The following is a 23,037-nucleotide window of genomic DNA, read 5'->3' on the forward strand; positions in this document are numbered from 1 at the left end:
TCAAATATACTGATTTGTTGTGAGGTATTTGATGAGAAAGACATATGATCACTCCTTTTCTTAATACCTCAATTATACCATATTTGAAGATAATATATTAAATTTTCAAGGTTCAAATGGCCCATTTGTCGGGCAACTCATGATATTAATAAAGTATCAGAGTCATGTACTATGTTTACATTTGAGTCAGAACAAAAGACAAACATTATTTCATCTAAGTCTATGATATAATTATGGCAAACCGAAATGTTTTAAGGAGTTGATTTCATGAAATACAAGAATGCAAATGGTATATTGCCTGAGGGATTAATTGATATGATACAAGACTATGTTCAAGGGGAATATATTTATATTCCGATAAGAGAAAAAACAAATGTTAATGAATCAACAGACTATAAAGTTGAGTTGCAGAAAAGAGATTCTCACATATATACAAAGCATTTGGAAGGGTTAAATAATAAAAGAATAGCACAGCTATATAATTTGGCAGAATCAAGTATAAGAAGAATTATAATAAATCAAAGAAAGAAGTATGATATGATGAGAGAGAAAGTTGATAAAATTATTACCAAGTGGGAAGTCAAATCAGATGTTATAACGCAGATATATAATACGGTTTGGCAAGTTGGAGAAGATTACATGCTAAAGGTTTATGAAGATAAAAGCATGTTAGAAAGAAATATAAAGATAATGAGCATACTGGCGGGAATGAAAGTTCCTGTAGGGGAGATTATTGATACAAAGGACAATAAAACATTTGCAAGTGATGGGAATTACTATTATATCCTTTGCAGCAGGTTGTCTGGAAATAATATTGTTACTATAAATGATGATATAAATACTGTATCTCAAATGGGGCAAATTATTGCTGATTTACACTTGGCTTTTCTAAAATGCGAAGAGCAGGAATCGTTTTGGGACAATAGTTTGTTGGAAGAAATGAATGGCTGGGTAAAACAATCATTAGAGAATAATGAGTGGAAATATATTGAGAAAGAAAGCTATGAAATGATTGTGTCAAACCTAGAATCTTTGTATAAAAATTTACCTGTGCAACTCATTCATCGAGATGTTCATTTTGGAAATTTCTTATTTGATAAAAGAGAATTTTCTGGATATATCGATTTTGATTTAAGTCAGAGAAATATAAGAATATTTGATTTGTGTTATTTCCTTTTGGGGTTACTTTCAGAAAAAGAAAAGTTTGAGATAACCGAAAATCAATGGTTTGAAATATTGAAAAATGTATTTGAGGGGTATGAGAAAAAGATAAAACTGTCAGAGGAAGAGAAAAAAGTAGTACCATATGTTATGGAATGTATTGAACTTTTATTTGCTGCTTATTTTCTAAATCAGAAGGATACACGTTTAGCGGATAGTGCAATACAAATATTTAATTTTGTAAAAGCGCAGGAAGAGCAGATTTGGCATTGTATTAATTAAGTGATTACAACATCTAATCACATGTTTTGTGTGATTTGTATGCATAATTTTAGTTTGAAGAAGGAAATCCTAAAGAGTTACGTTTAGTTATGAGAATAGTAAAGTGCTATGTTTTACATTTTAGATGTGGTAAAATTCTGTTATACGATGTTGAAGAATTTAATTAAAATAACAGAAAAAAGGAGCACATATGCAACTACTATACGGAACTGGAAATCCAGCTAAGATATCAGCAATGAAACGTAGATTAGCAGATAGTAATATTGAAATTATTGGACTAAAAGACTTAAACAAAGAGATACCAGAAGTGATTGAAGATGGGAATACACCGTTAGAGAATGCTACATTGAAGGCAAAGGCTTATTACAAAGAATATGGTATGCCAGTATTTTCGTGTGATTCAGGCTTGTATATTGATGCAATTCCAGACGAGTTACAACCAGGAGTTCATGTGAGAACGGTAGCTGGAAAGGTACTTACAGATGCAGAGATGAGAGATTATTATTCTGGTTTGGCTGCGAAGTATGGAAATCTGAAAGCAAGATATCGAAATGCAATATGTCTTGTGATAGATGAAGAACATATATATGGGGCGATGGATGAGAATATGGAGAGTGGAGAATTCATAATAACATCAAAATCGCATGAAAAAGTGAAAGAAGGTTTTCCGTTAGATAGCATATCAATCGATATTAAGTCGGGTAAATATTATTATGACCTTGATAAAGATGAATTGGATCAATTAGCTGTAGAGGATGGGTTTTTGGAGTTTTTCAAGAAATATCTAGTAAAACTTTGAGATTCTGAATATAGATTTAAAAAATTGAAATTAATAATTTGATTTCAGGGCAATGGTATTCTAAAAAATATAGAGCAGAAAGGGGAATAAACGATGATTAAACCAAAACAACTGTCAAAAGGAGATAAAGTAGCAATTGTTAGTCTATCAAGTGGAATGCTTGGAGAAGAATTTTGCAGTCATAATATAGAAATTGGTATAGCAAGATTGCGTGAATATGGATTAGAGCCAATATTTATGCCAAATAGTTTAAAAGGAATTGAATATCTACATGAGCATCCTGAAAAACGAGCAGAAGACTTGATGATGGCGTTTAAAGATGACTCAATTAAAGGGATTATCTGTGCAATTGGTGGAGATGATACCTATCGTTTGCTTCCTTACTTATTAGGGGATGAAGAATTCGTGAAATTGGTAAAGAATAGTCCAAAATTGTTTACGGGATTTTCAGATACGACAATTAATCATTTGATGTTTTATAAATTGGGCTTGGTAACGTACTATGGACCATGTTTTATTTGTGATTTGGGTGAGATTGCGACAGATATGTTACCTTATACGAAAAATGCATGGGAAGGTTATTTTACTGGAGCTGAGAGAAACGAAATTACAGCTAGTGAAGTTTGGTATGAGGAACGGACGGACTTTTCCAGAGCTGCAATTGGTACAAAGCGAATTGCACATAAGGAAGAGCGAGGCTATGAGATAATACAGGGAAGTGGAAGTTTTTCAGGAAAGTTATTAGGAGGCTGCCTTGAGAGTCTGTATGACATTTTATCTGGGACAAGGTATGAGGACGAATTAGTTGTCTGTGAAAAATATACTCTTTTTCCAGAGAAAGAGGAATGGTGTGGAAAGGTATTGTTCGTAGAAACATGCGAAGAGCAACCTGAACCAGAGTTGATGAAAACCGAACTATTGAAATTGAAAGAAAAAGGTGTCTTCGATGTGGTGAATGGAATTATAGTAGGAAAGCCACAAGATGAAAAATATTATGAAGAATACAAGGATATCTTTAGAGATGTAGTGGATAATCCAGAACTTCCGATTATGTATAATATTAATTTTGGACATGCATTGCCACGCTGTGTAATTCCATATGGGATTGAGGTTTTGGTGGATATGGATAGAAAGAAGATTGTGTTTAAAGAGAGCTTGTATGAAGCTGTTTAGAAGGTAGTGATATAAGGTGCTTTTGTGATTAGAGGGCAGGAGATGTAGATGATACATATCCTGCTCTCTTTTTGAGTTCATACAAAGTATTTTTGCGGGAACGAAAGAATTTTTGCATACTGAGATAGGTAGTTTTAGTAAGTAAATATTTTGAATTGTTATAATTAATAGTAGGTTGGGTAAAATTAATTTGATTTGAATATATTTTAGTTAAAATGATATTTGCGCATTTTGAAAGAAAAACAGTTGGAATGTTTGAAATTAGTCTGCAAATAGTGAAAACATACAATGAAATGTCAAATTAATCAAAAAATATATTAAAATAACTTGACATATAACTTAAAATGAGATATAACTTTAAGTAGAAATTAACAAAAATAAGCATATAAGAATAGGACTAAAGGCTAAAAATGACTAAAAATTAGTTAAAGTACATATTTGAGGGGTGTACAGTGTTTTGAATTTCAATGTTTCTTAGTAATTGCTAAGAAGCAATGAAATAGAATGTCTTTATTAAAATAATAAAATAGGAGGGGAGAGCATAGAGAGGTTTCATAATAAAGGCAAAAAACTATATTGTATTAGGAGGATTTTAGTATGAGAAGGGGTTTATCTTTATTGATGTCAGCTGCAATGGTTGTTTCATTAGTATTCCCAAGTAATGTAAAGGCGAGTACAAACAACATGTTCGTAGGCGCATCAAACGATACAGGAATTGTATCAAACGAGGTGTACAAGATTAGCGCAAAGCATAGTGGGAAAATGCTTACTGTATCTGGGGGAAGTACAAGCGATGGTGGCAATGTACAGCAGAATACAGATAATGGTAGTAGCAATCAACAATGGAAGGTAGTTGATGCAGGAAATGGCTATTACAAATTGCTAGCAGTAAATAGTGGAAAAGCACTTGATGTAGAAGGTGGATACACTCACGATGGTGCAAACGTTCAACAATGGTCAGATAATGGTTCATCACATCAAAAATGGAGAATCGTAGGTACAAATGACGGCTATTATAAATTGATTGCTGAATGTAGTGGGAAGGCACTTGATGTAGAAGGCGGATATACTCATGATGGTGCAAATGTACAACAATGGTCAGACAATGGGAATGACCAACAAAGATGGAAATTCACAAAAGTTTCAGCAACAAATCCAGATCCAAGTACGGATCCAGACCCAAGTGTAAATGAAGATGTAGAAGCACCTTCAACTCCAAGTGGTCTTAAATCAGTTTCTCAAACAACAAATTCAGCAACAGTAAGCTGGAATGCATCAACTGATAATGTTGGAGTAGTAGGATACGATGTTTATGTTAATGATTCATATGTTGGAACAACAACAGCTACAGCATATACAGCAACGGGATTAAACCAAAACATTACATATACAATCTCTGTACAAGCAAAAGATGCTGCTGGAAACAAATCAAGTAAGAGTAGCGTGAATGTAACAACAAATAAGACACCACAAGAGACTGTTAGTGACGGATTCTATATTAAGGGAACAACTTTATATGATGCAAATGGTAATCCATTCGTTATGAGAGGAATTAATCATGCTTATGCATGGTATCAAGGAAAAGAAAACATAGCAATTCCAGCAATCGCCGCAACTGGAGCTAACTGTGTAAGAATTGTACTTGGAGATGGACAACAATGGGATAAGACATCGTTAGCACAATTACAAAGCTTAATTCAATTATGTGAACAAAACAAGTTAGTTGCTATTGTAGAAGTACATGATGCTACAGGTTCTGATAGTATTTCTGATATTGAGAAAGCAGGACAATACTGGATTGAAATGAAAAATGCATTAATCGGACATGAAAAAACAGTTATCCTTAACATTGCAAATGAATGGGCAGGAGCTTGGGACGGAAAGAACTGGTGTGATGGTTATACTTCTGTTATACCAAAACTTAGAGATGCAGGAATTAAGAATACCATTATGGTTGACTGTGCTGGTTGGGGACAATACCCACAATCTATCTTTGACTATGGTAAAACAGTAGCACAATCAGATAAACTTAAAAATACAATGTTCTCAATTCATATGTATGAATATGCAGGTGCTCCTGGCGTTGTAAAATCAAACATTGATTCTGCATTAAACATTGGATATCCAGTTTGTATTGGAGAGTTCGGAATTAGACATACAGATGGTGATGTTGATGAAGCAACAATTATGAGCTACTGTGAAGAAAAAGGTGCTGGATACATTGCTTGGTCATGGAAAGGTAACGGAGACACTTGGGCTTATCTTGATATGGTAAATGACTGGGAAGGTACTTCATTAACAGAACAAGGTAGAATTATTATTAATGGTCAATATGGTATTAAAGCAACATCAAAAGTTTGTTCTGTATTTAGTTATACAGGTGTAGTTGATAATGAAGCTCCAACAGTACCATCAAATGTAACAGGAAGAGCTACTAGCTACAATTCTGTAGAATTAAACTGGGGAGCATCAACAGATAATACTGGTGTAGTAGCATATAATATTTATCAAGATGGAGTATTAGTTGATATTAGTCAATCAAATAGCCATACAGTAAAATATTTAAAAGCAAACAAAGCTTACACATTTTCTGTAAGTGCATTAGATGCAGCAGGAAATGAATCAGCGAAAAGTAATGTAGTAAGCGTTACAACACTTGATAGTAACGACAAAGAAGCGCCAACTGTACCAGCTAATGTAAAAGGTACAGCTTCAGTAACAACAGCAAACCTATCATGGACTGCATCAACAGATAACGTTGGAGTAGAAGGTTACATCGTATATCAAGATGGAGTTAAATTAGGCGTTACAACAAAAACAAGTTATGCAGTAACTGGATTAGCACAAAGTACAGCATATACATTTACAGTAGCAGCATTTGACGATGCAGGAAATGAATCAGCAAAAAGTGCACCACTTGTATTAACAACAGGGGACAAGAGTGTATTCACTGAAATTAATCCAGGTATCATTGCGAACTATGATGATTGGTATGTAGGTATTAACGGAAGTGATAAGCCACAGGCAGCAACAGTAGCAAAGATTACAAAACTTGAAACTGGCGGGATGGAGATGTCATTCAATCTTGCAACAGAAAACTATCCATGTTTCCAAGTTGATCCAAAAGTAACATTAGATTTAAGCGCATACAAAAACATGAACATTGTTGTGACAAATCCAAATGAAAAAGAAATCCAACTTCAAACAATCGTAAAAGATGGTGATTGGGAATGGGTTGAGCCAGCACAATATGTTAAGATTCCAGCGAAAACAACTGTAATGGTAACAGTTCCACTAGCAAAGATTGCTACAAAATCAGCAAACAGACTTATTCTTCGTGTACAAGCTGGTGGTGGCGGATTTGCAGGTAGTCTTGAAGTTCATGCAATTGATTTCGATTTAGCAGATGGAATCTACGATTCTACAATTGCAGAAATGAATAGACCAAAATCAGCAAGCTATTATGCTTGGGATTTCGCAGAGTCTTCATTTGCTAAAACAACAGCAAGTGGATTACTAGATGAAACAATCTTTGTAAAATACGAAAATGTAACCGTTGAAGATGCAGCAGGTGTTTCAACAGAAACGCAACCAGGATTAGGAACAGGACAAGATTGGTCACAATATGCAAGTCTTTCTTGTACATTAACAAACAAAGGAACACAAGCAATTCATGTATCATTAGTACTACGTACTGGTGGTGGTTGGACATGGCAAGAAACAGGTGGACAAACTGCGACTGATAAAACAACGGAAAGAATCATCGAACCAGGTGAATCTGTTGATGTAGTATATGATTTTGGAGCATTAATCTGGAAATCAGCACTTACAAAATGGGTTAACGCTGATGCATTACAAGGTTCTACTGATGTGAAAGGTGTTCAATTTAAGATTTACACAGGTGCAGGAGAAGCTCCAGCAACTGGAACATTAGAAATATCTGATTTCAGTCTTGATTTTTAATCATTACATTTGATAGTAAAGGAAAAAACTATATTGTATTAGGAGGATTTAAGTATGAGAAGAGGTTTATCCTTATTGATGTCAGCTGCAATGGTTGTTTCGCTACTATTCCCTGGTAATGTAAAGGCGAGTACAAACAACATTTTCGTAGGCGCATCAAACGATACAGGAATTGTATCGAACGAGGTTTACAAGATTAGTGCTAAGCATAGTGGAAAAATGCTTACGGTATCTGGGGGAAGTACAAGTGATCGTGCAAATGTAGAGCAGAATGCAGACAATGGAAGTAGCAGTCAACAATGGAAAGTAGTTGATGTGGGAAATGGCTATTACAAATTGTTATCTGTGAATAGTGGAAAAGCACTTGATGTAGAAGGTGGATACACGCATGACGGTGCAAACATACAACAATGGTCAGATAATGGTTCATCACATCAAAGATGGAGAATCGTAAGTACAAATGATGGTTATTATAAACTGATTGCAGAATGTAGCGGGAAAGCCCTTGATGTATATGGTGGATTTACTCATGATGGTGCAAATGTTCAACAATGGTCAGACAATGGGAATAGCCAACAAAGATGGAAATTCACAAAGGTTTCAGCAACAAATCCAGACCAAAAGCCAGTTAGTGACGGATTTTATATTAAGGGAACAACTCTATATGATGCAAATGGTAATCCATTTGTTATGAGAGGAATTAATCATGCTTATGCATGGTATCAAGGAAAAGAAAACATAGCAATTCCAGCAATCGCCAAGACTGGAGCAAATTGTGTAAGAATCGTACTTGGGGATGGACAACAATGGGATAAGACATCGTTATCACAATTACAAAGTCTAATTCAATTGTGTGAACAAAACAAATTAGTTGCTATTGTGGAAGTACATGATGCTACAGGTTCAGATAGTATTTCTGATATTGAGAGAGCAGGACAATATTGGATTGAAATGAAAAATGCATTAATCGGACACGAAAAAACAGTTATCCTTAACATTGCAAATGAATGGGCTGGAGCTTGGGACGGAAAGAACTGGTGTAACGGTTATACATCTGTAATACCAAAGCTTAGAAATGCAGGAATTAAGAATACAATCATGGTTGACTGTGCTGGTTGGGGTCAATACCCACAATCTATCTTTGACTATGGTAAAACAGTAGCACAATCTGATAACCTTAAAAATACAATGTTCTCAATACATATGTATGAATATGCAGGTGCTCCTGGCGTTGTAAAATCTAACATCGATGCGGCATTAAATATCGGATATCCACTTTGCATTGGCGAGTTTGGAATCAGACATACAAATGGTGACGTTGATGAAGCAACAATTATGAGCTACTGTCAAGAAAAAGGTGCTGGATACATGGCATGGTCATGGAAAGGTAACGGAGATGATTGGGCTTATCTTGATATGGTAAATGATTGGGAAGGTACGTCCTTAACAGAACAAGGTAGAATTATTATTAATGGACAATATGGTATTAAAGCAACATCAAAAAGATGTTCTGTATTTAATTAATAAAATAAAAATTCTAATTCTTAAAATTATAAGTTAAAAAAGAAAAGCTCTTTGCTATATCAGTGAAGTAGATTTATTAGAGGTTGCTGCGAATGGTAACTTAGAATCTGCATCAATGATAAGCAAGAGCTTTTTTCTTCTAATTCATCATAATATATGCTAGAATAGATACGGATATATAATTGGTTGAAAAGGACGTGACTATATGTTAAAAGAACAAGATATGTCTTATGAAAAATTAAAGGAATATATAATTGGCACAACATGTGCAGGAATAGAGATGTTATCTGATAAAGAGAGGAAAGAGCGTGAAGCTTGTATTGAACAGGCGATGACTGATTTGAATCAACTTCTTCCAGATGGTATCGACACTATGAACAATAAAATAAAAGAATATGTGGATGAGAACGGTGAAATAGCAGGAGCATTGTGGACAACTGTTGTAAGTGAAGACGATTATTTAAGATTAGCTCTAATTCTTGTGAGAGAAGAACATTGAGGCAAGGGTTATGGCAAACAGCTAATGGATCTTGTTGTTGAAGAAGCAAAAGAAAAAGATCTTGGGTTAGTGGCACTTGGCGTATATAAGACGAATACAACAGCGATTTCTCTTTATAAAAAATGTGGTTTCATAATTTTTGATGAAGAAGAAACGCGTTATAATATGTTGCGAGAGATATAAAATACATTGGTATTAGGTTGAGAGAAAATAATGTGAAGGTGAACATGCAGCCCAGTGATTCTTTCGACCGTAAGTATGTGGGCAGTATCACAAGTGAATCGGTGATAGGCATGGTATAAGTATGAAAAGAAATTGTAGTTTAGATGAGATATCAGATGGTAAGTTCTATGAGTTGAATGATATGGTGAAAGTAGGTTGTGATGACTGTAATGGATGTTCTGCATGTTGCCAAGGAATGGGAAATTCACTTGTATTAGACCCACTGGATATTCACCGTTTATCTATAAAACTAGAGTGCAAATTTGAAGAGTTATTAACAGATAAGATTGAACTTAACCTAGTAGATGGAGTAATACTTCCGAATCTTCGTATGACTGGAGAAGAGGAGCGTTGTGTGTTCTTAAATGAAGAAGGACGATGCAGTATTCACGCTTCTCGTCCAGGATTTTGCCGTATCTTTCCGCTGGGAAGATATTATGATGATGAGAGATTTCGGTATATTCTACAAGTTCATGAGTGTGCAAAGCCAAACAAGACAAAGGTGAAGCTAAGTAAATGGATTGATACACCTGATTTAAAGAAGAATCAAGAGTTTGTGAATGTATGGCATTACTTCTTGAAGGAAGTACAGTTGATGATGAAATCAACGGAAGATGAGGCACTCAGAAAGAAAATAACAATGTATATTCTTCAACTATTTTATTTGACTCCGTTTGAAAAGGAAAAAGATTTCTACGAACAATTTGCAGAACGATTGGAAAACGCAAGAAAGAATATATAGAAAATTAGAAAGAAAAAACAATAATTATTTGTAAACGAGGCAAAGTAGATTAACATACTTTGTCTTTTTGTGTCTAATAAAGCAAAAGTCCTATTGCCGAATGCTGAATTAATATGTAAAATAGTTGTGATAATGGTAATAACTGTTTAAGATTGCAGTCAAATATATTATTTTTAACTCAATAAAAGTAATATGTACATTAACATATAAAACATATATAATTAATATGAAAATGTAATTCAAAGGATATAGTCCTGTGAAATTACTAATATTTTTATAATAAGGATGGTATATGAATATGTTAAATGAATTTTCTAGAGCGCAATTATTACTTGGAGAGGAATATATGCAAACACTTGCAGAGGCAAGAGTGGCGGTATTTGGAATTGGTGGAGTTGGAGGATATACGGTAGAAGCACTTGCAAGATGTGGTGTTGGGGCATTTGATTTAATCGATGATGATAAGGTGTGTTTAACGAATATCAATCGTCAGATTATAGCAACAAGAAAGACAGTGGGAAAATATAAAGTAGATGTTATGAAGGAACGAATACTTGATATTAATCCAAGGGCAGAGGTTACAGTGCATAAGTGTTTCTATCTTCCTGAAACAGCAGGACAATTTAATTTTTCGAATTATACATATGTAGTGGATGCAGTAGATACCGTGACAGCTAAACTTGATATTATTATGCGAGCAAAAGAGGCTGGTATTCCTATCATTAGTTGTATGGGGGCAGGAAATAAGTTAGACCCTACAAGATTTGAAGTGACTGATATCTATAAAACAACAATGTGTCCATTAGCTAAGGTGATGAGACGTGAACTTAAAAAAAGAGGTGTTAAAAAATTAACTGTTGTTTATTCCAAGGAAAAACCAAAAAGGCCATTAGAAGATATGTCAATGAGCTGCAGAAGCCATTGTATCTGTCCACCGGGAGCGCAGAGAAAATGTACGGATCGAAGAGATATTCCAGGAAGTTTATCGTTTGTACCATCTGTTGCAGGGCTGATTATGGCAGGAGAAGTTGTGAAAAATCTGAATAAAATATTAGAGGAGTAGAGAGATGGAGAAAACAAGTTGGTTGGATGAGAATGTATGTGGGAAAGTTAGGAAGGTAAGAAAAGCAATAATAAGAATGCTAATTTCTTTTCTAGTTCTTTGGGGCGCTTTTATGATTTGGCAGATATGTTCTGCAGGCGATTTTCGAATAGGAAAAGAAACGCCGATCTATGTAAGTGTAGCACCTATTTTTTTAACAATATGCGCATTATTAAATATAAAAGCAACAAATGAATCTGTATATAAAGATAGAGTAATATATGCGATGAAGGAGTTAGGAACGGTACAGGATTTAGAGGAAGATATGCGTAATGCAAAGAAATTCGAGAATGCGGAGATGGTAACATTTGTTGGTTCAAGATATATTATCAATCTGTCTTTTACAATGTTTTCTCAAGAAAGAGTGACAGTAATTAAGTATGATGATGCAGTATCTGTAAAAATTGTTGATGCACGTTTTAAAGCAGGAAGAGGTAGTCAGACAGGTATTCAGATCCAGATTAATAGATTGGGAAAAAAGGCGATTGACTTTATCGGAATAAGCAATAAAAAAGATGCGATTGGCATTATTGGAGAGATGGAAGAACAATTATCAAGAGGGGAACAAAGACCGGATACTGAGAATCAATTGTCAATCAAAGAGCAGGTTGCAAGCAAACTGAATAAGAGAGATTGGAAGTTGAACATTGGAGTAGTTGTGGTTGGTGCAATGTTGATGATTGGATCAACCTTGTATTATGGTGTGAAGGGTGCGAGCATTCCGATGGATTACCAATACGAAGAAACGATAAAGGCAGTGGCATATAAAGTGGGATATCAAGGTGGAATTAACTATATTTACTATGCAGATACGACTTCGTCGGCAATGTTTCGAGAAGTAGCTAGTGAAGAAGAGTATAATGCAGCACGCATTGGAGGTGCTACCGTTTATCGTGAAAAATATACAAGTAATAAAGCGCAAAAAAGTGTATTTTTAAAAGAGAAAAACTTGTCAGCAAAAGAGGTCAAGGAGAAAGCGCGAGGTGATGAATTCCTTGTACTGCTATTTGGTTGGATATTCGGCTTTATAGTATTGTTTGCAGGAGCACTATTAATGGCGATAAATATAAGAAGAGCAAAAAGCGAGAAGGTTATAAAAATACAATAAAAGAAAAAGGAGTAGAGTGATGAATACTACAAGTTGGTTAGAGGAAAATGTATATAAAAAAATTGAGAAAAACAAGGCAAGGACAGTAACAAGGGTAATGTTTTTATTAGTTCTTACGGTAGGGGTTTCATTTTGGCAGGCACAGGCGGAATCAAGTACAGATTTTTTAGAGACTCCAAGTTTAAGAATTGGACTTATGTGTGGAATCGGTCTATTGCTATGTATAGCAATTACGGTATTGAGATTAAACAGATCTGTATACCAAAAGAAAATTGAGAAGTTTCTTGAGGGAAAAGGAACAATAGAAGAATTTGATGAGGACATGAAAAACGCAAAAAGATTTGATGCGCCAGTGTTTTCTATCTTTGTTGGGAAAAAATATGTTTTTACTGTATATTGGACAACGCTGAATCCTGCAAAATTACAAGTAATTAGATATGATATGGCAGTAACAATGAAAGTTATGGATTACCGATACAATCACAAAGAGAGAGCTAGGGGAATAGAAATCCAATTAGTGGATGCAAGTGGTAAGGAAGTCGGTATTGTGAACACAAACAGCAAGGATCATGCAATCGAGATTGTTGAAGAGATAGAAAGAAATATATCAATAGAGAAATAGGAGATGAAATGATGGAAAATTTACCAATAAGAGATGCGGTTGCAAAGAAACTTAATACAAGAGATAAAAAATATGGGATTTTAGCATTGGTAATTGGTGTTATTATAATGGTGTTATCAACGGTATATTTTATTGCAAACTGCGCAAAAGTACCGACAGATTATAAATATAAAGGAAATGTAAGAGCGGATGCGTATCAAGTAGAAACGGTGGGAGATAGCCACTTTATCCACTATATGGATAGTACCTCGGCAGCAACATTTCGAGAACGTGCCACTTCGGGGGAAAGTGCTTCTGCACAGTTTGGTGGAGCAACAATTTATCGCGAAAAGTATTCAAGTGATACTGCGCGAAAAAGTATATTTATAAAGGAAAAAGAATTATCAGCAAAAGAAGTACGAAATAAGTTGTGGCTAGAAGAAGCAAAAACAATATCTGTAGGTTGGTTTTTTGGTGGGATTGTGTTGATTATGGGTGTTGTATTGTTAGTGATGAGTAAAGGAAAAAACAAGCTGAGGGGATAGGAAAGTAAAACGATGAATAATGAAAACTGGATAGAGAAAAATATATACATAAAAATCGATGATGCAAAAAAGAAAATGGGGAAAGCTCTAATAAAGCTGTTAATACCACTCCCTTTCCTTTTATATCTATGTGCAGGAGAAGAAGGAAAGCTCGACATGGGTGAACCTATAGTGAAATTTTTGATTGGACTGTTTCTTGGAACAGTTATAATTGCAATACTAGCTGTATTTTCAATGCGTAAAGCAGTTTGTAAAAAGAAAATTGTAGAGGCTATGGATGGACTTGGAACGATAGAAGATTTAGAAAACGATATGTATAATGCAAAATGTGTTGAGCAACGAAACAGGGTAATATATATTGGTACAAAATATGTTCTTATGTTTCCGTTGTCAAGATTTTTGTCGAAAAGATTACAGATTATTAAGTATGATGATGCAAAATCAATAAAAGTAGTGGATTCGCGCGACTGGAATATAAGAAAAGGGGAAGAAGCAATTAAAATTCATATCTATGCGGTAGGAGGCAAGGAGATTGCGGCAATTGATTTTGCGGATAAAGATGCGGCAATTGAAATAGTGGGCGAACTTGAGAGACGATTATCTGTTGAAAAACAAGAACATGCAGAAACAGAACACTTGCCAATAAGAGACGAAATTGCCGATGAATTTAATAAGAAGGACAAGAGGAAGGGGAAAAAGGCATTAATAATAGGAGTGACTATTTTGGTAGTATCAACAGCGACATTTTTTGTGCGGTGCGCTCTTATACCTACGGATTATAAGTATGAAGAAACGATAAAGGCAGTGGCGTATAAAGTATGGTCAGTAGGTGGACTTCATTATATTTACTATGCAGATACTACATCAGCAGAAACGTTCAAAGAGAGTGTTGACTATGATGAGTATTGGGACGCGCGTAATGGTGGTGCTACTATTTATCGAGAAAGATATTCAAGTAAAACAACTGAAAAGAGTGCATATCTAAGAGAAAAAAATTTATCAGCAAAAGAAGCGAGAGATGATTTGAAATTTAAAGAAGCAGGGATTTTAATATTTGGCGGAATATTTGGCAGTGCTGGGGTTATTGTCGGAGCAGTCTATATGAAGCAAAGTAAGAGAAAAAACCAAGCCAAGATAAAGTTACCTGCTAATTATAGGACTTAAGATGGAATAAAGTTATTGTTCAATCCCAAGCCTTGCACACTACAAAATAAAATTCTATATGACAAATTGAGAAATAAGAGTATAATTGACTAAGAATTAATCAAGAATTGATAAAAAAGGAGTGTGCAATGATTTGGCTAAGAAAGTAGCATTAATAACAGGTGCATCATCTGGAATTGGAAAAGATACTGCGTTAGTTTTAAAGGATATGGGATATAAAGTATATGGCGCTGCACGCCGAATGGATAAGATGAAGGATATCGAGCAAAAAGGTGTTTCAATTATGTCGTTAGATGTAACGGATGAGGAGTCTATGATTGCTTGTGTAGATAGCGTAGTAAAGAAAGAGGGAAGAATCGATGTGCTTGTGAATAATGCAGGGTATGGATTCTATGGAGCAATTGAAGATGTTCCAATGGAGGAAGCGAGAAAGCAATTAGATGTAAATCTATTTGGTCTTGCACGTATGACACAATTAGTACTTCCTACAATGAGGAAACAACATGCTGGTAAGATAATTAATATATCGTCTATGGCAGGCAGAGTATGCACGCCATTCGGAGCGTGGTATCATGCAACAAAATATGCGGTAGAAGGTTTCTCGGATTGTCTTCGTATGGAGGTTGAGCCATTTGGTATTGACGTAGTATTAATTGAGCCAGGGGCAATAAAAACCGATTGGGGAATTATCGCAGCAAATCATCTGCAAGAGGTTTCTGCGAAAGGAGCATACAAGAAGCAAGCAAATCGTGTTGCGAATTATTTTAAAAAGGCATACACATCGAATTCTATTTCTAAGCCAGAACTTATATCAAACACAATTGCAAGAGCAGTTCGTGCGAAGAAGCCGAAGACAAGATATCTAGTTGGATATGGAGCGAAGTTGTCTGTATTTTCAAAACATATACTTTCGGATCGAATGTATGATAAAATAATTAAGAAAGTCATGAGGTAACTAGAAGGATAAAGTCCCAAATAGTTATGTTGTGAGTTGAATCAAAGGAGAAAAAGTATATGTTAAAAGATATGTTTACAATTGGCGGTTTTACCGTTCATGGATATGGTCTTATGATTGCGATTGGATTTATGTTGGCAGTATTTGTGGCAACACACCGTGCAAAAGCTTATGGGCTAAACCAAGAAGCGATTGTTGATGTTGCATTAATTGCAATTATCAGTGGTTTTGTTGGAGCAAAATTATTATATGTTATTGTTGAATTTAAAGATTTTATCAAAGACCCATTAGCTGTATTAGGTTCAGAAGGTTTTGTTGTTTATGGTGGAATTATAGCTGGTGTATTAGCGTGCATGTTGTATTGCATAAAGAAAAAACTTAGCTTTATGAGTTACTTTGATATTGTAATGCCCTCTATATCGATTGCGCAAGGATTTGGAAGACTTGGTTGCTTTTTAGCAGGCTGTTGCTATGGTAGTGAAACAAGTTGTGCATTAGGAGTAACATTTCCAGAGAATAGTATGGCACCTGCAGGTGTGAAAGTATTACCAACGCAGTTATTCTCGGCAGGAGGAGATTTTTTAATAGCAGGGATTTTAATTCTTTATGCGAGAAAAGCGAAGTACAAAGGAAATACAGCGGCATTATATCTTGTGTTATATGGAATGGGAAGGTTCTTAATTGAATTTTTACGAGATGATGAACGTGGTGTAGTTGGTTTCCTGTCAACATCACAGTTTATCTCGATTTTCTTTGTAGTTATAGCAGCGGTATTGTTTTATGCGAATAAAAAGCGCGGGGTGGCAGCAGATATGATTCGAGAGTAAAAAAACCCCTTTGTGTGTGAACTTGAATGACAAACTACATTGGTTGTGTTATCATAAGCGTAAACGGATAGGAAGGGGTGTATGAATATGGGAATGTTTTTGAACAGTAATGTTCCATATACATCTTACAAAGCAGTGTTTTTAAATAAATACTTTGTTGATAAATCATTATTGATGAAAGATCTTTTTCCTGTGCTTGGAGGAATCAATAAGTATATATGCATCACAAGACCGCGTCGTTTTGGAAAAAGTGTTATGGCAAATATGATTGGTGCTTTTTTCGGAAAAACGCAAGATGCTTATGATGTGTTTGATAAACTGGTGATTGCAAAAATGAAAGGTTATGAAGAACATCTTAATCAGCATAATGTGATTTATATTGATTTCAGCAGAGTGCCAGAGAATTGTAATACTTATCAGAACTATATCAATCGTATTTCAAGAGGTATAAAAGAAGATATTTTGCAGACCTATTCAGAGTTGAACATTGATAAGAATATGTCGATTTGGGATATTCTTCTGGTTGTTTTTCAGAAGACCACTCACCGATTTGTCTTTGTAATGGATGAGTGGGATGCGGTTTTTCATATGTCCTATATTTCAAGTGAGGAGCAAAAGGAGTATCTTCTGTTTCTTAAAAATTTACTAAAAGATCAGGTATACGTAGAACTTGCATATATGACAGGCGTGCTTCCGATTGCAAAATACTCTAGTGGTTCGGAATTAAATATGTTTCTTGAGTACGATATGGCCACGAAGAAAAAATTTAGTGAATACTTTGGATTTCTTGATCGTGAAGTTGATACACTATATGAGGTTTATAAGAAAGAGACCGAGAGCCCAGAAATATCCAGGGGAGATCTGCGTGTTTGGTATGACGGTTACTATACAGCAATGGGTGAGAGAATGTATAATCCACGCTCTGTTGTATGTGCATTGTCAGATAATGAACTGGCAGACTATTGGACGAGTTCAGGACCTTATGACGAGATTTTCTATTATGTTCGTAATAACATAGAAGAGGTTAGAGAGGATCTTGTTTTGATGATAGCAGGAGAGGGAATCGAAACAGAGATTCAAAATTATGCAGCAGCTTCTATGAATCTAAATACCAAAGAGGAAATCTATTCAGCAATGCTGGTTTATGGACTTTTAACTTATGAGGAAAGAAAAGTTTTTATACCAAATCGCGAAATTATGGATCAATTTAAAAAACTGTTAATGTCGAAAGAATCATTTGGGTACGTTTATCGTTTAGCGAAGGAATCAGAAAAAATGTTAAAGGCAACGCTTTCCAGTGATACTAAGACTATGACAGAAATTCTTAAGTTTGCACACGATACAGAGTCACCGATTTTTTCGTATAACAGTGAGATTGAATTGTCGGCAGTGGTTAATTTGGTATATCTGGCGGCAAGAGATCGATATCGGGTAGAGCGTGAGGATAAAGCCGGTGAAGGATATGTGGATTTTATTTTCTATCCTGAAAGAAAAGGGGCAGATGCACTTATTCTTGAATTAAAGATTGACTGTTCACCAGATGAAGCGATTCAACAGATTAAGGATAAAAACTATGACTTTCGATTTAGGGGAAAATTGGGTGAAAGGAAAAAATATACAGGACGAGTTTTTGCTGTTGGAATCAGCTATAATCGGAAGACAAAAGAACACTTTTGTAAGGTGGAGGAACTTTCCGGTATATAAATACTTGCTTTTGTTCGATAATACATTTCCGACAGAAAACACATTGCATTATTACATTTTGAAGAGTCACTTATAATAAATAATATAAAAATATCGTAACTTAAAGGACAACTTAGTCATAAATAGTTACGATATTTTTTTATATATGACATACTGTGTCTGGTTAAAGTGGTATATTATTAGTAAGAGAGAAAGAATGAATATTAAAGCTTATAATGAAAAGGAAGGGTGGTTATATGTTAGAATTATCAGAAAGTTATACGATTGCAAAACAAATGAAGGAAGTATTAAAAGATAAAATCGTAAGTGAAGTTATTGTGTTACAGTCACCACATAGATTTGCATGGTTCTGGGGTGAACAAGATTTGTTTGAAGAGCAATTAGAAGGAAAGCAGGTTACTGGAGCGAATTACTATAGCGGAATTATTGAGTTGGAATTAGAAGATATGAGAGTAGTGTTTGCAGATGGTGCTTATCCGAGGTATTACGATGATCCAAAGAAATTTCCAAAGAAGAGTCAATTGTTTATCCGCTTTGATGATGACACGGCGGTTGTGGCGTCAGTGCAAATGTATGGATTTATGGGAGTGTTTGAAGAAGGAACATGCGAAAACGAGCATTATCTTAGTTCGAAAGAGAAGATAACTCCGTTGATGGAAGCATTTACGTATGAGTATTTTAAACAAGTATATGAACAAAGCAAGGGAAAGAAAGTTTCAGCTAAAGCATTCCTTGGAACACAGCAGAGATTCCCTGGTATCGGTAATGGAACGTTGCAAGATATTTTATATCAAGCTGGATTACATCCAAGATGCAATATGGCAAGTTTAACAGAAGAGGAATTTTATAAATTATATACTTGTACATGTGAGGTTGTTCGTCAAATGTGTGAAGAAGGTGGGCGTGATACGGAAAAAGATTTGCTTGGAAATCCAGGTAATTATCAGACGTGGTTAAGCAAAAAGACATTGTGGACACCATGTACAAAGTGTGGATATGAGCTTCGTAAAGCGAGCTATCTTGGTGGTACGATATATTTTTGCGAGCATTGTCAAAGAGAATAGAATAAAAAAATTAAAAAAACGATTGACATTTTATGTGACAGTAGTATAATAAAGTAAATTACCAATTCAAATCAATTGAATATCTTTAAACCGTTGAGGTGGAGATAAAAATGAAATATGCGCTTACAGAGAGTGGGGGAAGGTGAGAACCCTATAGAATTGCAGTTCATTAAATGGACCACTGAGGGCATGGTCAAAGAAGTTTTATAAACTTCAAGTATTCCATGACGTGAAGGCATACGTAAGTTGTCAGAAATATGATAGTATTTCGTAGAGAGTGTGGGAAACCATAAAGCAAGGTGGCACCGCGGTATAAGTTTAATTATAACCGTCCTTGACTATTGTTTATAGAGCAATAGTCAGGGGCGTTGTTTGTTGTTTAAAAATAGTGATGAATGAAAGGGAGGAATATCATGATTACATTAGCAGAAGCAAAACAAGTTGCAGAGGGATACCAAGTTGTTCCAGTTTATACGGAGATTTTATCAGATATCCGTACTCCAATTGAGGTGTTACGAGCACTAAAGAAAGTAAGCCGCCATTGTTATTTGTTAGAAAGTGTAGAGAATCAAGAAGTATGGGGACGATATACATACCTTGGCTATGACCCTAAGATGGAAGTTGCGTGTGCTGATGGAACGGTAACGGTAAAGAAGGGTGAAGAGATTCAAACGATGAATCAAAATCCAGGGGAATGCATCAAAGAAATCTTACGTCAGTATACAAGCCCTAAGATTGAAGGTATGCCAACATTTACAGGAGGGTTAGTTGGATATTTTGCTTATGATTATGCAAAGTATAAAGAACCAAAATTAAAATTAACTGCCAACGATGAAGAAAATTTCCGTGATGTAGATTTAATGTTATTCGATAAGGTAATTGCATTTGATAATGTGAAGCAGAAGATTTTCGTAATTGCAAATGCAAGAGTAGAAGACTTAGAGAATGAATATAATCGTTGTGTTGATGAAATTAACCAAATGATAGAGTTAATCAGATATGGTGAACCACTGATTGAAAAACCAGGAAAACTTACTTCAGAATTCACAACATTGTTTTCGAAAGAAGAATACTGCGAAATGGTTACAAAGGCTAAGAACTATATCTATGAGGGAGATATCTTCCAAGTAGTATTGTCAAATCGTTTGGAAGCGCAGTTTGAAGGAAGCTTGTTGAATACGTATCGTATGCTTCGTACATTGAATCCTTCTCCGTATATGTTTTATTTTAGTAGTGATGATATGGAAGTGGCAGGAGCGTCACCAGAGACGTTAGTGAAGCTAGAGAATGGATCACTACATACATTTCCACTAGCGGGTACAAGACCAAGAGGAAAAGACAAAGCGGAAGATGAAGAGTTAGAGAAAGAGTTACTAGCAGATGGTAAAGAGCTTGCAGAACATAACATGTTAGTTGATCTTGGAAGAAATGACTTAGGTAAGATTAGCAAGTTTGGTAGCGTAGAAGTTGAGAAGTATATGGAGGTTCAAAGATATTCTCATGTTATGCACATTGGATCTACAGTAATGTCAACGATAGATGATAAATATTGCAGCCTTGATGCAATAGATGCGGTATTACCAGCAGGAACGTTATCGGGAGCACCAAAGATTCGTGCAATGGAAATTATCAATGAACTAGAGAATAATAAGCGTGGTATCTATGGTGGAGCAATCGGATATATTGATTTTACTGGAAATATGGATACCTGTATTGCAATACGAATTGCATATAAGAAGAATGGAAAAGTATTTGTTCGTTCAGGAGCTGGAATTGTAGCAGATAGCGTTCCAGAGAATGAGTTCCAAGAGTGTATTAACAAGGCGAAGGCAGTAATGAACGCAGTAAACGATGGACAGGAAGCGTTATAGAATGGAGGGAGAACATGATAGTATTAATTGATAATTATGATAGTTTTTCATATAACCTATATCAACTAATAGGAACAATGAACAGTGATATTACAGTGATAAGAAATGATGAAAAAACGGTGGAAGAGATTGAAGCGATGAATCCATCACATATCATTATTTCTCCTGGACCAGGAAGACCAGAAGATGCAGGTGTTTGTAGAGAAGCAATTCGTTACTTTGCAGGAAAAAGACCAATCCTTGGTGTGTGCTTAGGGCATCAAGCGATATGTCAAGAATTCGGAGCGACGGTTTCCTATGCGAAACAGTTAATGCATGGGAAGCAATCGGAAGTAGATGTTGATATAGAGAGTAAGATTTTCAGGGGATTAGAGAAACGAGTAAAAGTTGCAAGATATCATTCATTAATAGCTGTACGAGATACAATTCCAGAGGAATTAATAGTAACGGCAAAGACAGATGATGGTGAGATTATGGCGGTAAAACATAGAGACCATGAAGTGTATGGACTACAGTTTCACCCAGAGTCTATCTTGACACCTGAGGGGCATACAATGATAAGAAATTTTTTAGAGGGATAGAAAAATGTGAAGAGGACGCATTCTTCATTGACGATAGGTATCCGTAATGCAAAGTAAGCAGATTATAAGAAAGGGTAGAGGAATTATATTATGATAAAAGAGGCAATTGCAATATTAAGTAAGAAAGAAAACTTAACACCAGAAATGACAGAAGCAGTTATGAATGAGATTATGACAAATCAAGCGACAGATGCACAAAAGTCATCATTTTTAACAGCAATGGCAATGAAGGGTGAGACAATAGATGAAATTACAGCAGCAGCAAGAGTTATGAGAATGCATTGTGAAAGATTCTTAAATGACTTAGATGTATTAGAAATCGTAGGAACAGGCGGAGATGGATCGAATACATTCAATATATCTACAATGGCTTCGATTGTCGTATCAGCAACAGGAATACCAGTTGCGAAGCACGGAAATCGTGCTGCTTCTAGTAAATGTGGTACAGCAGATTGCTTAGAAGCACTTGGCGTTAAGATTGACCTTGAGCCAGAGAGAAGTTCAGAACTTTTAAAAGAAATTAATATCTGTTTCTTATTTGCACAAAAATATCATACAGCAATGCGTTTTGTAGGCCCTGTAAGAAAAGAGATGGGAATAAGAACATTGTTTAATATATTAGGACCATTAGCAAATCCAGCGGGAGCTAGTATGCAATTATTAGGAGTGTATAGTGAGGATTTAGTAGAGCCACTTGCACATGTACTTCATAATCTTGGTGTTAAGAAAGCAATGGTTGTGTATGGAGAAGACAGCATAGACGAAATCTCAATGAGTGCTCCAACAAAAGTATGTGAATTCAAGAATGATGTATTTAAAACATATGAAATTACACCAGAACAATTTGGTTTTACACGTTGTGAAAAGTCTGAATTAGTAGGTGGAGAGCCAGCAGAGAATGCAAAGATTGCATTAGATATCTTGAATGGTATGCAAGGACCAAAAACAGACGCAGTTATTCTTAATGCAGGCGCAGCAATTTATGTTGCTTCGGATGAGTTAACAATAGAAGAAGCAGTTGAACTTGCAAGAGAGACAATTGCAAGTGGAGCAGCAAAAGCGCAGTTAGATAGGTTTATCGCATTGAGCCAAGCATAATATGATGATGCAAGGGCATGAAATGCGTAGCAATCAGTGTATCAGTTGATTA

Annotated in this window: 19 protein-coding genes and 1 pseudogene; all 20 read left to right on the top strand. The window is 35.3% G+C overall.

All coding sequences use genetic code 11. From position 1 onward, the window contains the following. Window positions 1-267 precede the first annotated feature (267 nt). The gene (locus RMR19_RS00490; RefSeq protein ID WP_310601590.1) at window positions 268-1,443 is read left to right on the top strand and encodes a CD3324 family protein; all 1,176 of its coding nucleotides are present in this window, start codon (window positions 268-270) and stop codon (window positions 1,441-1,443) included. Window positions 1,444-1,633: 190 nt separating this feature from the next. Beyond that, window positions 1,634-2,242 carry a non-canonical purine NTP pyrophosphatase gene (locus tag RMR19_RS00495; protein WP_310601591.1) on the top strand — a complete coding sequence of 203 codons (609 nt, stop codon included), beginning with the start codon at window positions 1,634-1,636 and terminating at the stop codon, window positions 2,240-2,242. Between the two features lie 93 nt (window positions 2,243-2,335). After that, window positions 2,336-3,415, top strand: a complete 1,080-nt coding sequence (locus tag RMR19_RS00500; protein ID WP_310601592.1) for a S66 family peptidase — start codon at window positions 2,336-2,338, stop codon at window positions 3,413-3,415. A gap of 597 nt (window positions 3,416-4,012) precedes the next feature. Then, a complete protein-coding gene (locus RMR19_RS00505; protein WP_310601593.1) occupies window positions 4,013-7,378 on the top strand; it encodes a cellulase family glycosylhydrolase in 3,366 nt (1,121 codons plus the stop codon). Window positions 7,379-7,432: 54 nt separating this feature from the next. After that, window positions 7,433-8,902, top strand: a complete 1,470-nt coding sequence (locus RMR19_RS00510; protein ID WP_310601594.1) for an RICIN domain-containing protein — start codon at window positions 7,433-7,435, stop codon at window positions 8,900-8,902. Between the two features lie 205 nt (window positions 8,903-9,107). Next, window positions 9,108-9,401: a hypothetical protein gene (locus tag RMR19_RS00515; protein WP_310601595.1), complete on the top strand. Its 294-nt coding sequence runs from the start codon at window positions 9,108-9,110 to the stop codon at window positions 9,399-9,401. Window positions 9,402-9,413: 12 nt separating this feature from the next. Continuing rightward, a pseudogene (locus RMR19_RS00520) lies at window positions 9,414-9,584 on the top strand (GNAT family N-acetyltransferase); the annotation flags it as partial. A 121-nt stretch (window positions 9,585-9,705) separates the two neighbouring features. Beyond that, on the top strand, window positions 9,706-10,365 hold the full coding sequence (locus tag RMR19_RS00525; protein ID WP_310601596.1) for a YkgJ family cysteine cluster protein: 660 nt from the start codon (window positions 9,706-9,708) through the stop codon (window positions 10,363-10,365). A 298-nt stretch (window positions 10,366-10,663) separates the two neighbouring features. Next, window positions 10,664-11,428 carry a tRNA threonylcarbamoyladenosine dehydratase gene (locus tag RMR19_RS00530; protein ID WP_310601640.1) on the top strand — a complete coding sequence of 255 codons (765 nt, stop codon included), beginning with the start codon at window positions 10,664-10,666 and terminating at the stop codon, window positions 11,426-11,428. A gap of 4 nt (window positions 11,429-11,432) precedes the next feature. Next, window positions 11,433-12,575, top strand: a complete 1,143-nt coding sequence (locus RMR19_RS00535) for a hypothetical protein (protein WP_310601597.1) — start codon at window positions 11,433-11,435, stop codon at window positions 12,573-12,575. 19 nt (window positions 12,576-12,594) lie between these two features. Further along, window positions 12,595-13,197, top strand: coding sequence for a DUF6709 family protein (locus RMR19_RS00540; protein WP_310601598.1), 603 nt, complete (start codon window positions 12,595-12,597; stop codon window positions 13,195-13,197). An 11-nt stretch (window positions 13,198-13,208) separates the two neighbouring features. After that, window positions 13,209-13,721: a hypothetical protein gene (locus tag RMR19_RS00545; RefSeq protein ID WP_310601599.1), complete on the top strand. Its 513-nt coding sequence runs from the start codon at window positions 13,209-13,211 to the stop codon at window positions 13,719-13,721. 12 nt (window positions 13,722-13,733) lie between these two features. Then, window positions 13,734-14,885, top strand: a complete 1,152-nt coding sequence (locus RMR19_RS00550) for a hypothetical protein (RefSeq protein ID WP_310601600.1) — start codon at window positions 13,734-13,736, stop codon at window positions 14,883-14,885. Between the two features lie 133 nt (window positions 14,886-15,018). Beyond that, complete coding sequence (locus RMR19_RS00555) at window positions 15,019-15,840, top strand: oxidoreductase (RefSeq protein ID WP_310601601.1); 822 nt, start codon at window positions 15,019-15,021, stop codon at window positions 15,838-15,840. Window positions 15,841-15,899: 59 nt separating this feature from the next. Continuing rightward, window positions 15,900-16,667 (top strand): prolipoprotein diacylglyceryl transferase, encoded by a 768-nt coding sequence (locus RMR19_RS00560; protein ID WP_310601602.1) that lies wholly within the window; start codon window positions 15,900-15,902, stop codon window positions 16,665-16,667. A gap of 87 nt (window positions 16,668-16,754) precedes the next feature. Further along, window positions 16,755-18,371 carry an AAA family ATPase gene (locus RMR19_RS00565; RefSeq protein WP_310601641.1) on the top strand — a complete coding sequence of 539 codons (1,617 nt, stop codon included), beginning with the start codon at window positions 16,755-16,757 and terminating at the stop codon, window positions 18,369-18,371. Window positions 18,372-18,586: 215 nt separating this feature from the next. Then, entirely contained in the window at window positions 18,587-19,435 is an 849-nt protein-coding gene (locus RMR19_RS00570) for an endonuclease VIII (protein ID WP_310601603.1), read from the top strand. Between the two features lie 413 nt (window positions 19,436-19,848). Beyond that, the gene (gene trpE, locus RMR19_RS00575; protein ID WP_310601604.1) at window positions 19,849-21,306 is read left to right on the top strand and encodes an anthranilate synthase component I; all 1,458 of its coding nucleotides are present in this window, start codon (window positions 19,849-19,851) and stop codon (window positions 21,304-21,306) included. 14 nt (window positions 21,307-21,320) lie between these two features. After that, window positions 21,321-21,887: an anthranilate synthase component II gene (locus RMR19_RS00580; protein WP_310601605.1), complete on the top strand. Its 567-nt coding sequence runs from the start codon at window positions 21,321-21,323 to the stop codon at window positions 21,885-21,887. A 90-nt stretch (window positions 21,888-21,977) separates the two neighbouring features. Then, the gene (trpD, locus tag RMR19_RS00585; protein ID WP_310601606.1) at window positions 21,978-22,985 is read left to right on the top strand and encodes an anthranilate phosphoribosyltransferase; all 1,008 of its coding nucleotides are present in this window, start codon (window positions 21,978-21,980) and stop codon (window positions 22,983-22,985) included. Window positions 22,986-23,037 lie beyond the last annotated feature (52 nt).

Origin of the sequence: Anaerosporobacter sp. (assembly GCF_031551385.1) — a bacterium.
Classification (GTDB): Bacteria; Bacillota; Clostridia; order Lachnospirales; family Lachnospiraceae; genus Anaerosporobacter.

Bases quoted from the DNA above. Each gene is read 5' to 3' on its own strand.
- RMR19_RS00535 (WP_310601597.1), top strand. From the start codon at position 11,433: ATGGAGAAAACAAGTTGGTTGGATGAGAATGTATGTGGGAAAGTTAGG.
- RMR19_RS00515 (WP_310601595.1), top strand. From the start codon at position 9,108: ATGTTAAAAGAACAAGATATGTCTTATGAAAAATTAAAGGAATATATA.
- RMR19_RS00490 (WP_310601590.1), top strand. From the start codon at position 268: ATGAAATACAAGAATGCAAATGGTATATTGCCTGAGGGATTAATTGAT.
- RMR19_RS00530 (WP_310601640.1), top strand. From the start codon at position 10,664: ATGTTAAATGAATTTTCTAGAGCGCAATTATTACTTGGAGAGGAATAT.
- RMR19_RS00550 (WP_310601600.1), top strand. From the start codon at position 13,734: ATGAATAATGAAAACTGGATAGAGAAAAATATATACATAAAAATCGAT.
- RMR19_RS00570 (WP_310601603.1), top strand. From the start codon at position 18,587: ATGAAAAGGAAGGGTGGTTATATGTTAGAATTATCAGAAAGTTATACG.
- trpE (WP_310601604.1), top strand. From the start codon at position 19,849: ATGATTACATTAGCAGAAGCAAAACAAGTTGCAGAGGGATACCAAGTT.
- trpD (WP_310601606.1), top strand. From the start codon at position 21,978: ATGATAAAAGAGGCAATTGCAATATTAAGTAAGAAAGAAAACTTAACA.
- RMR19_RS00525 (WP_310601596.1), top strand. From the start codon at position 9,706: ATGAAAAGAAATTGTAGTTTAGATGAGATATCAGATGGTAAGTTCTAT.
- RMR19_RS00510 (WP_310601594.1), top strand. From the start codon at position 7,433: ATGAGAAGAGGTTTATCCTTATTGATGTCAGCTGCAATGGTTGTTTCG.
- RMR19_RS00545 (WP_310601599.1), top strand. From the start codon at position 13,209: ATGGAAAATTTACCAATAAGAGATGCGGTTGCAAAGAAACTTAATACA.
- RMR19_RS00500 (WP_310601592.1), top strand. From the start codon at position 2,336: ATGATTAAACCAAAACAACTGTCAAAAGGAGATAAAGTAGCAATTGTT.
- RMR19_RS00495 (WP_310601591.1), top strand. From the start codon at position 1,634: ATGCAACTACTATACGGAACTGGAAATCCAGCTAAGATATCAGCAATG.
- RMR19_RS00540 (WP_310601598.1), top strand. From the start codon at position 12,595: ATGAATACTACAAGTTGGTTAGAGGAAAATGTATATAAAAAAATTGAG.
- RMR19_RS00580 (WP_310601605.1), top strand. From the start codon at position 21,321: ATGATAGTATTAATTGATAATTATGATAGTTTTTCATATAACCTATAT.
- RMR19_RS00560 (WP_310601602.1), top strand. From the start codon at position 15,900: ATGTTAAAAGATATGTTTACAATTGGCGGTTTTACCGTTCATGGATAT.
- RMR19_RS00565 (WP_310601641.1), top strand. From the start codon at position 16,755: ATGGGAATGTTTTTGAACAGTAATGTTCCATATACATCTTACAAAGCA.
- RMR19_RS00505 (WP_310601593.1), top strand. From the start codon at position 4,013: ATGAGAAGGGGTTTATCTTTATTGATGTCAGCTGCAATGGTTGTTTCA.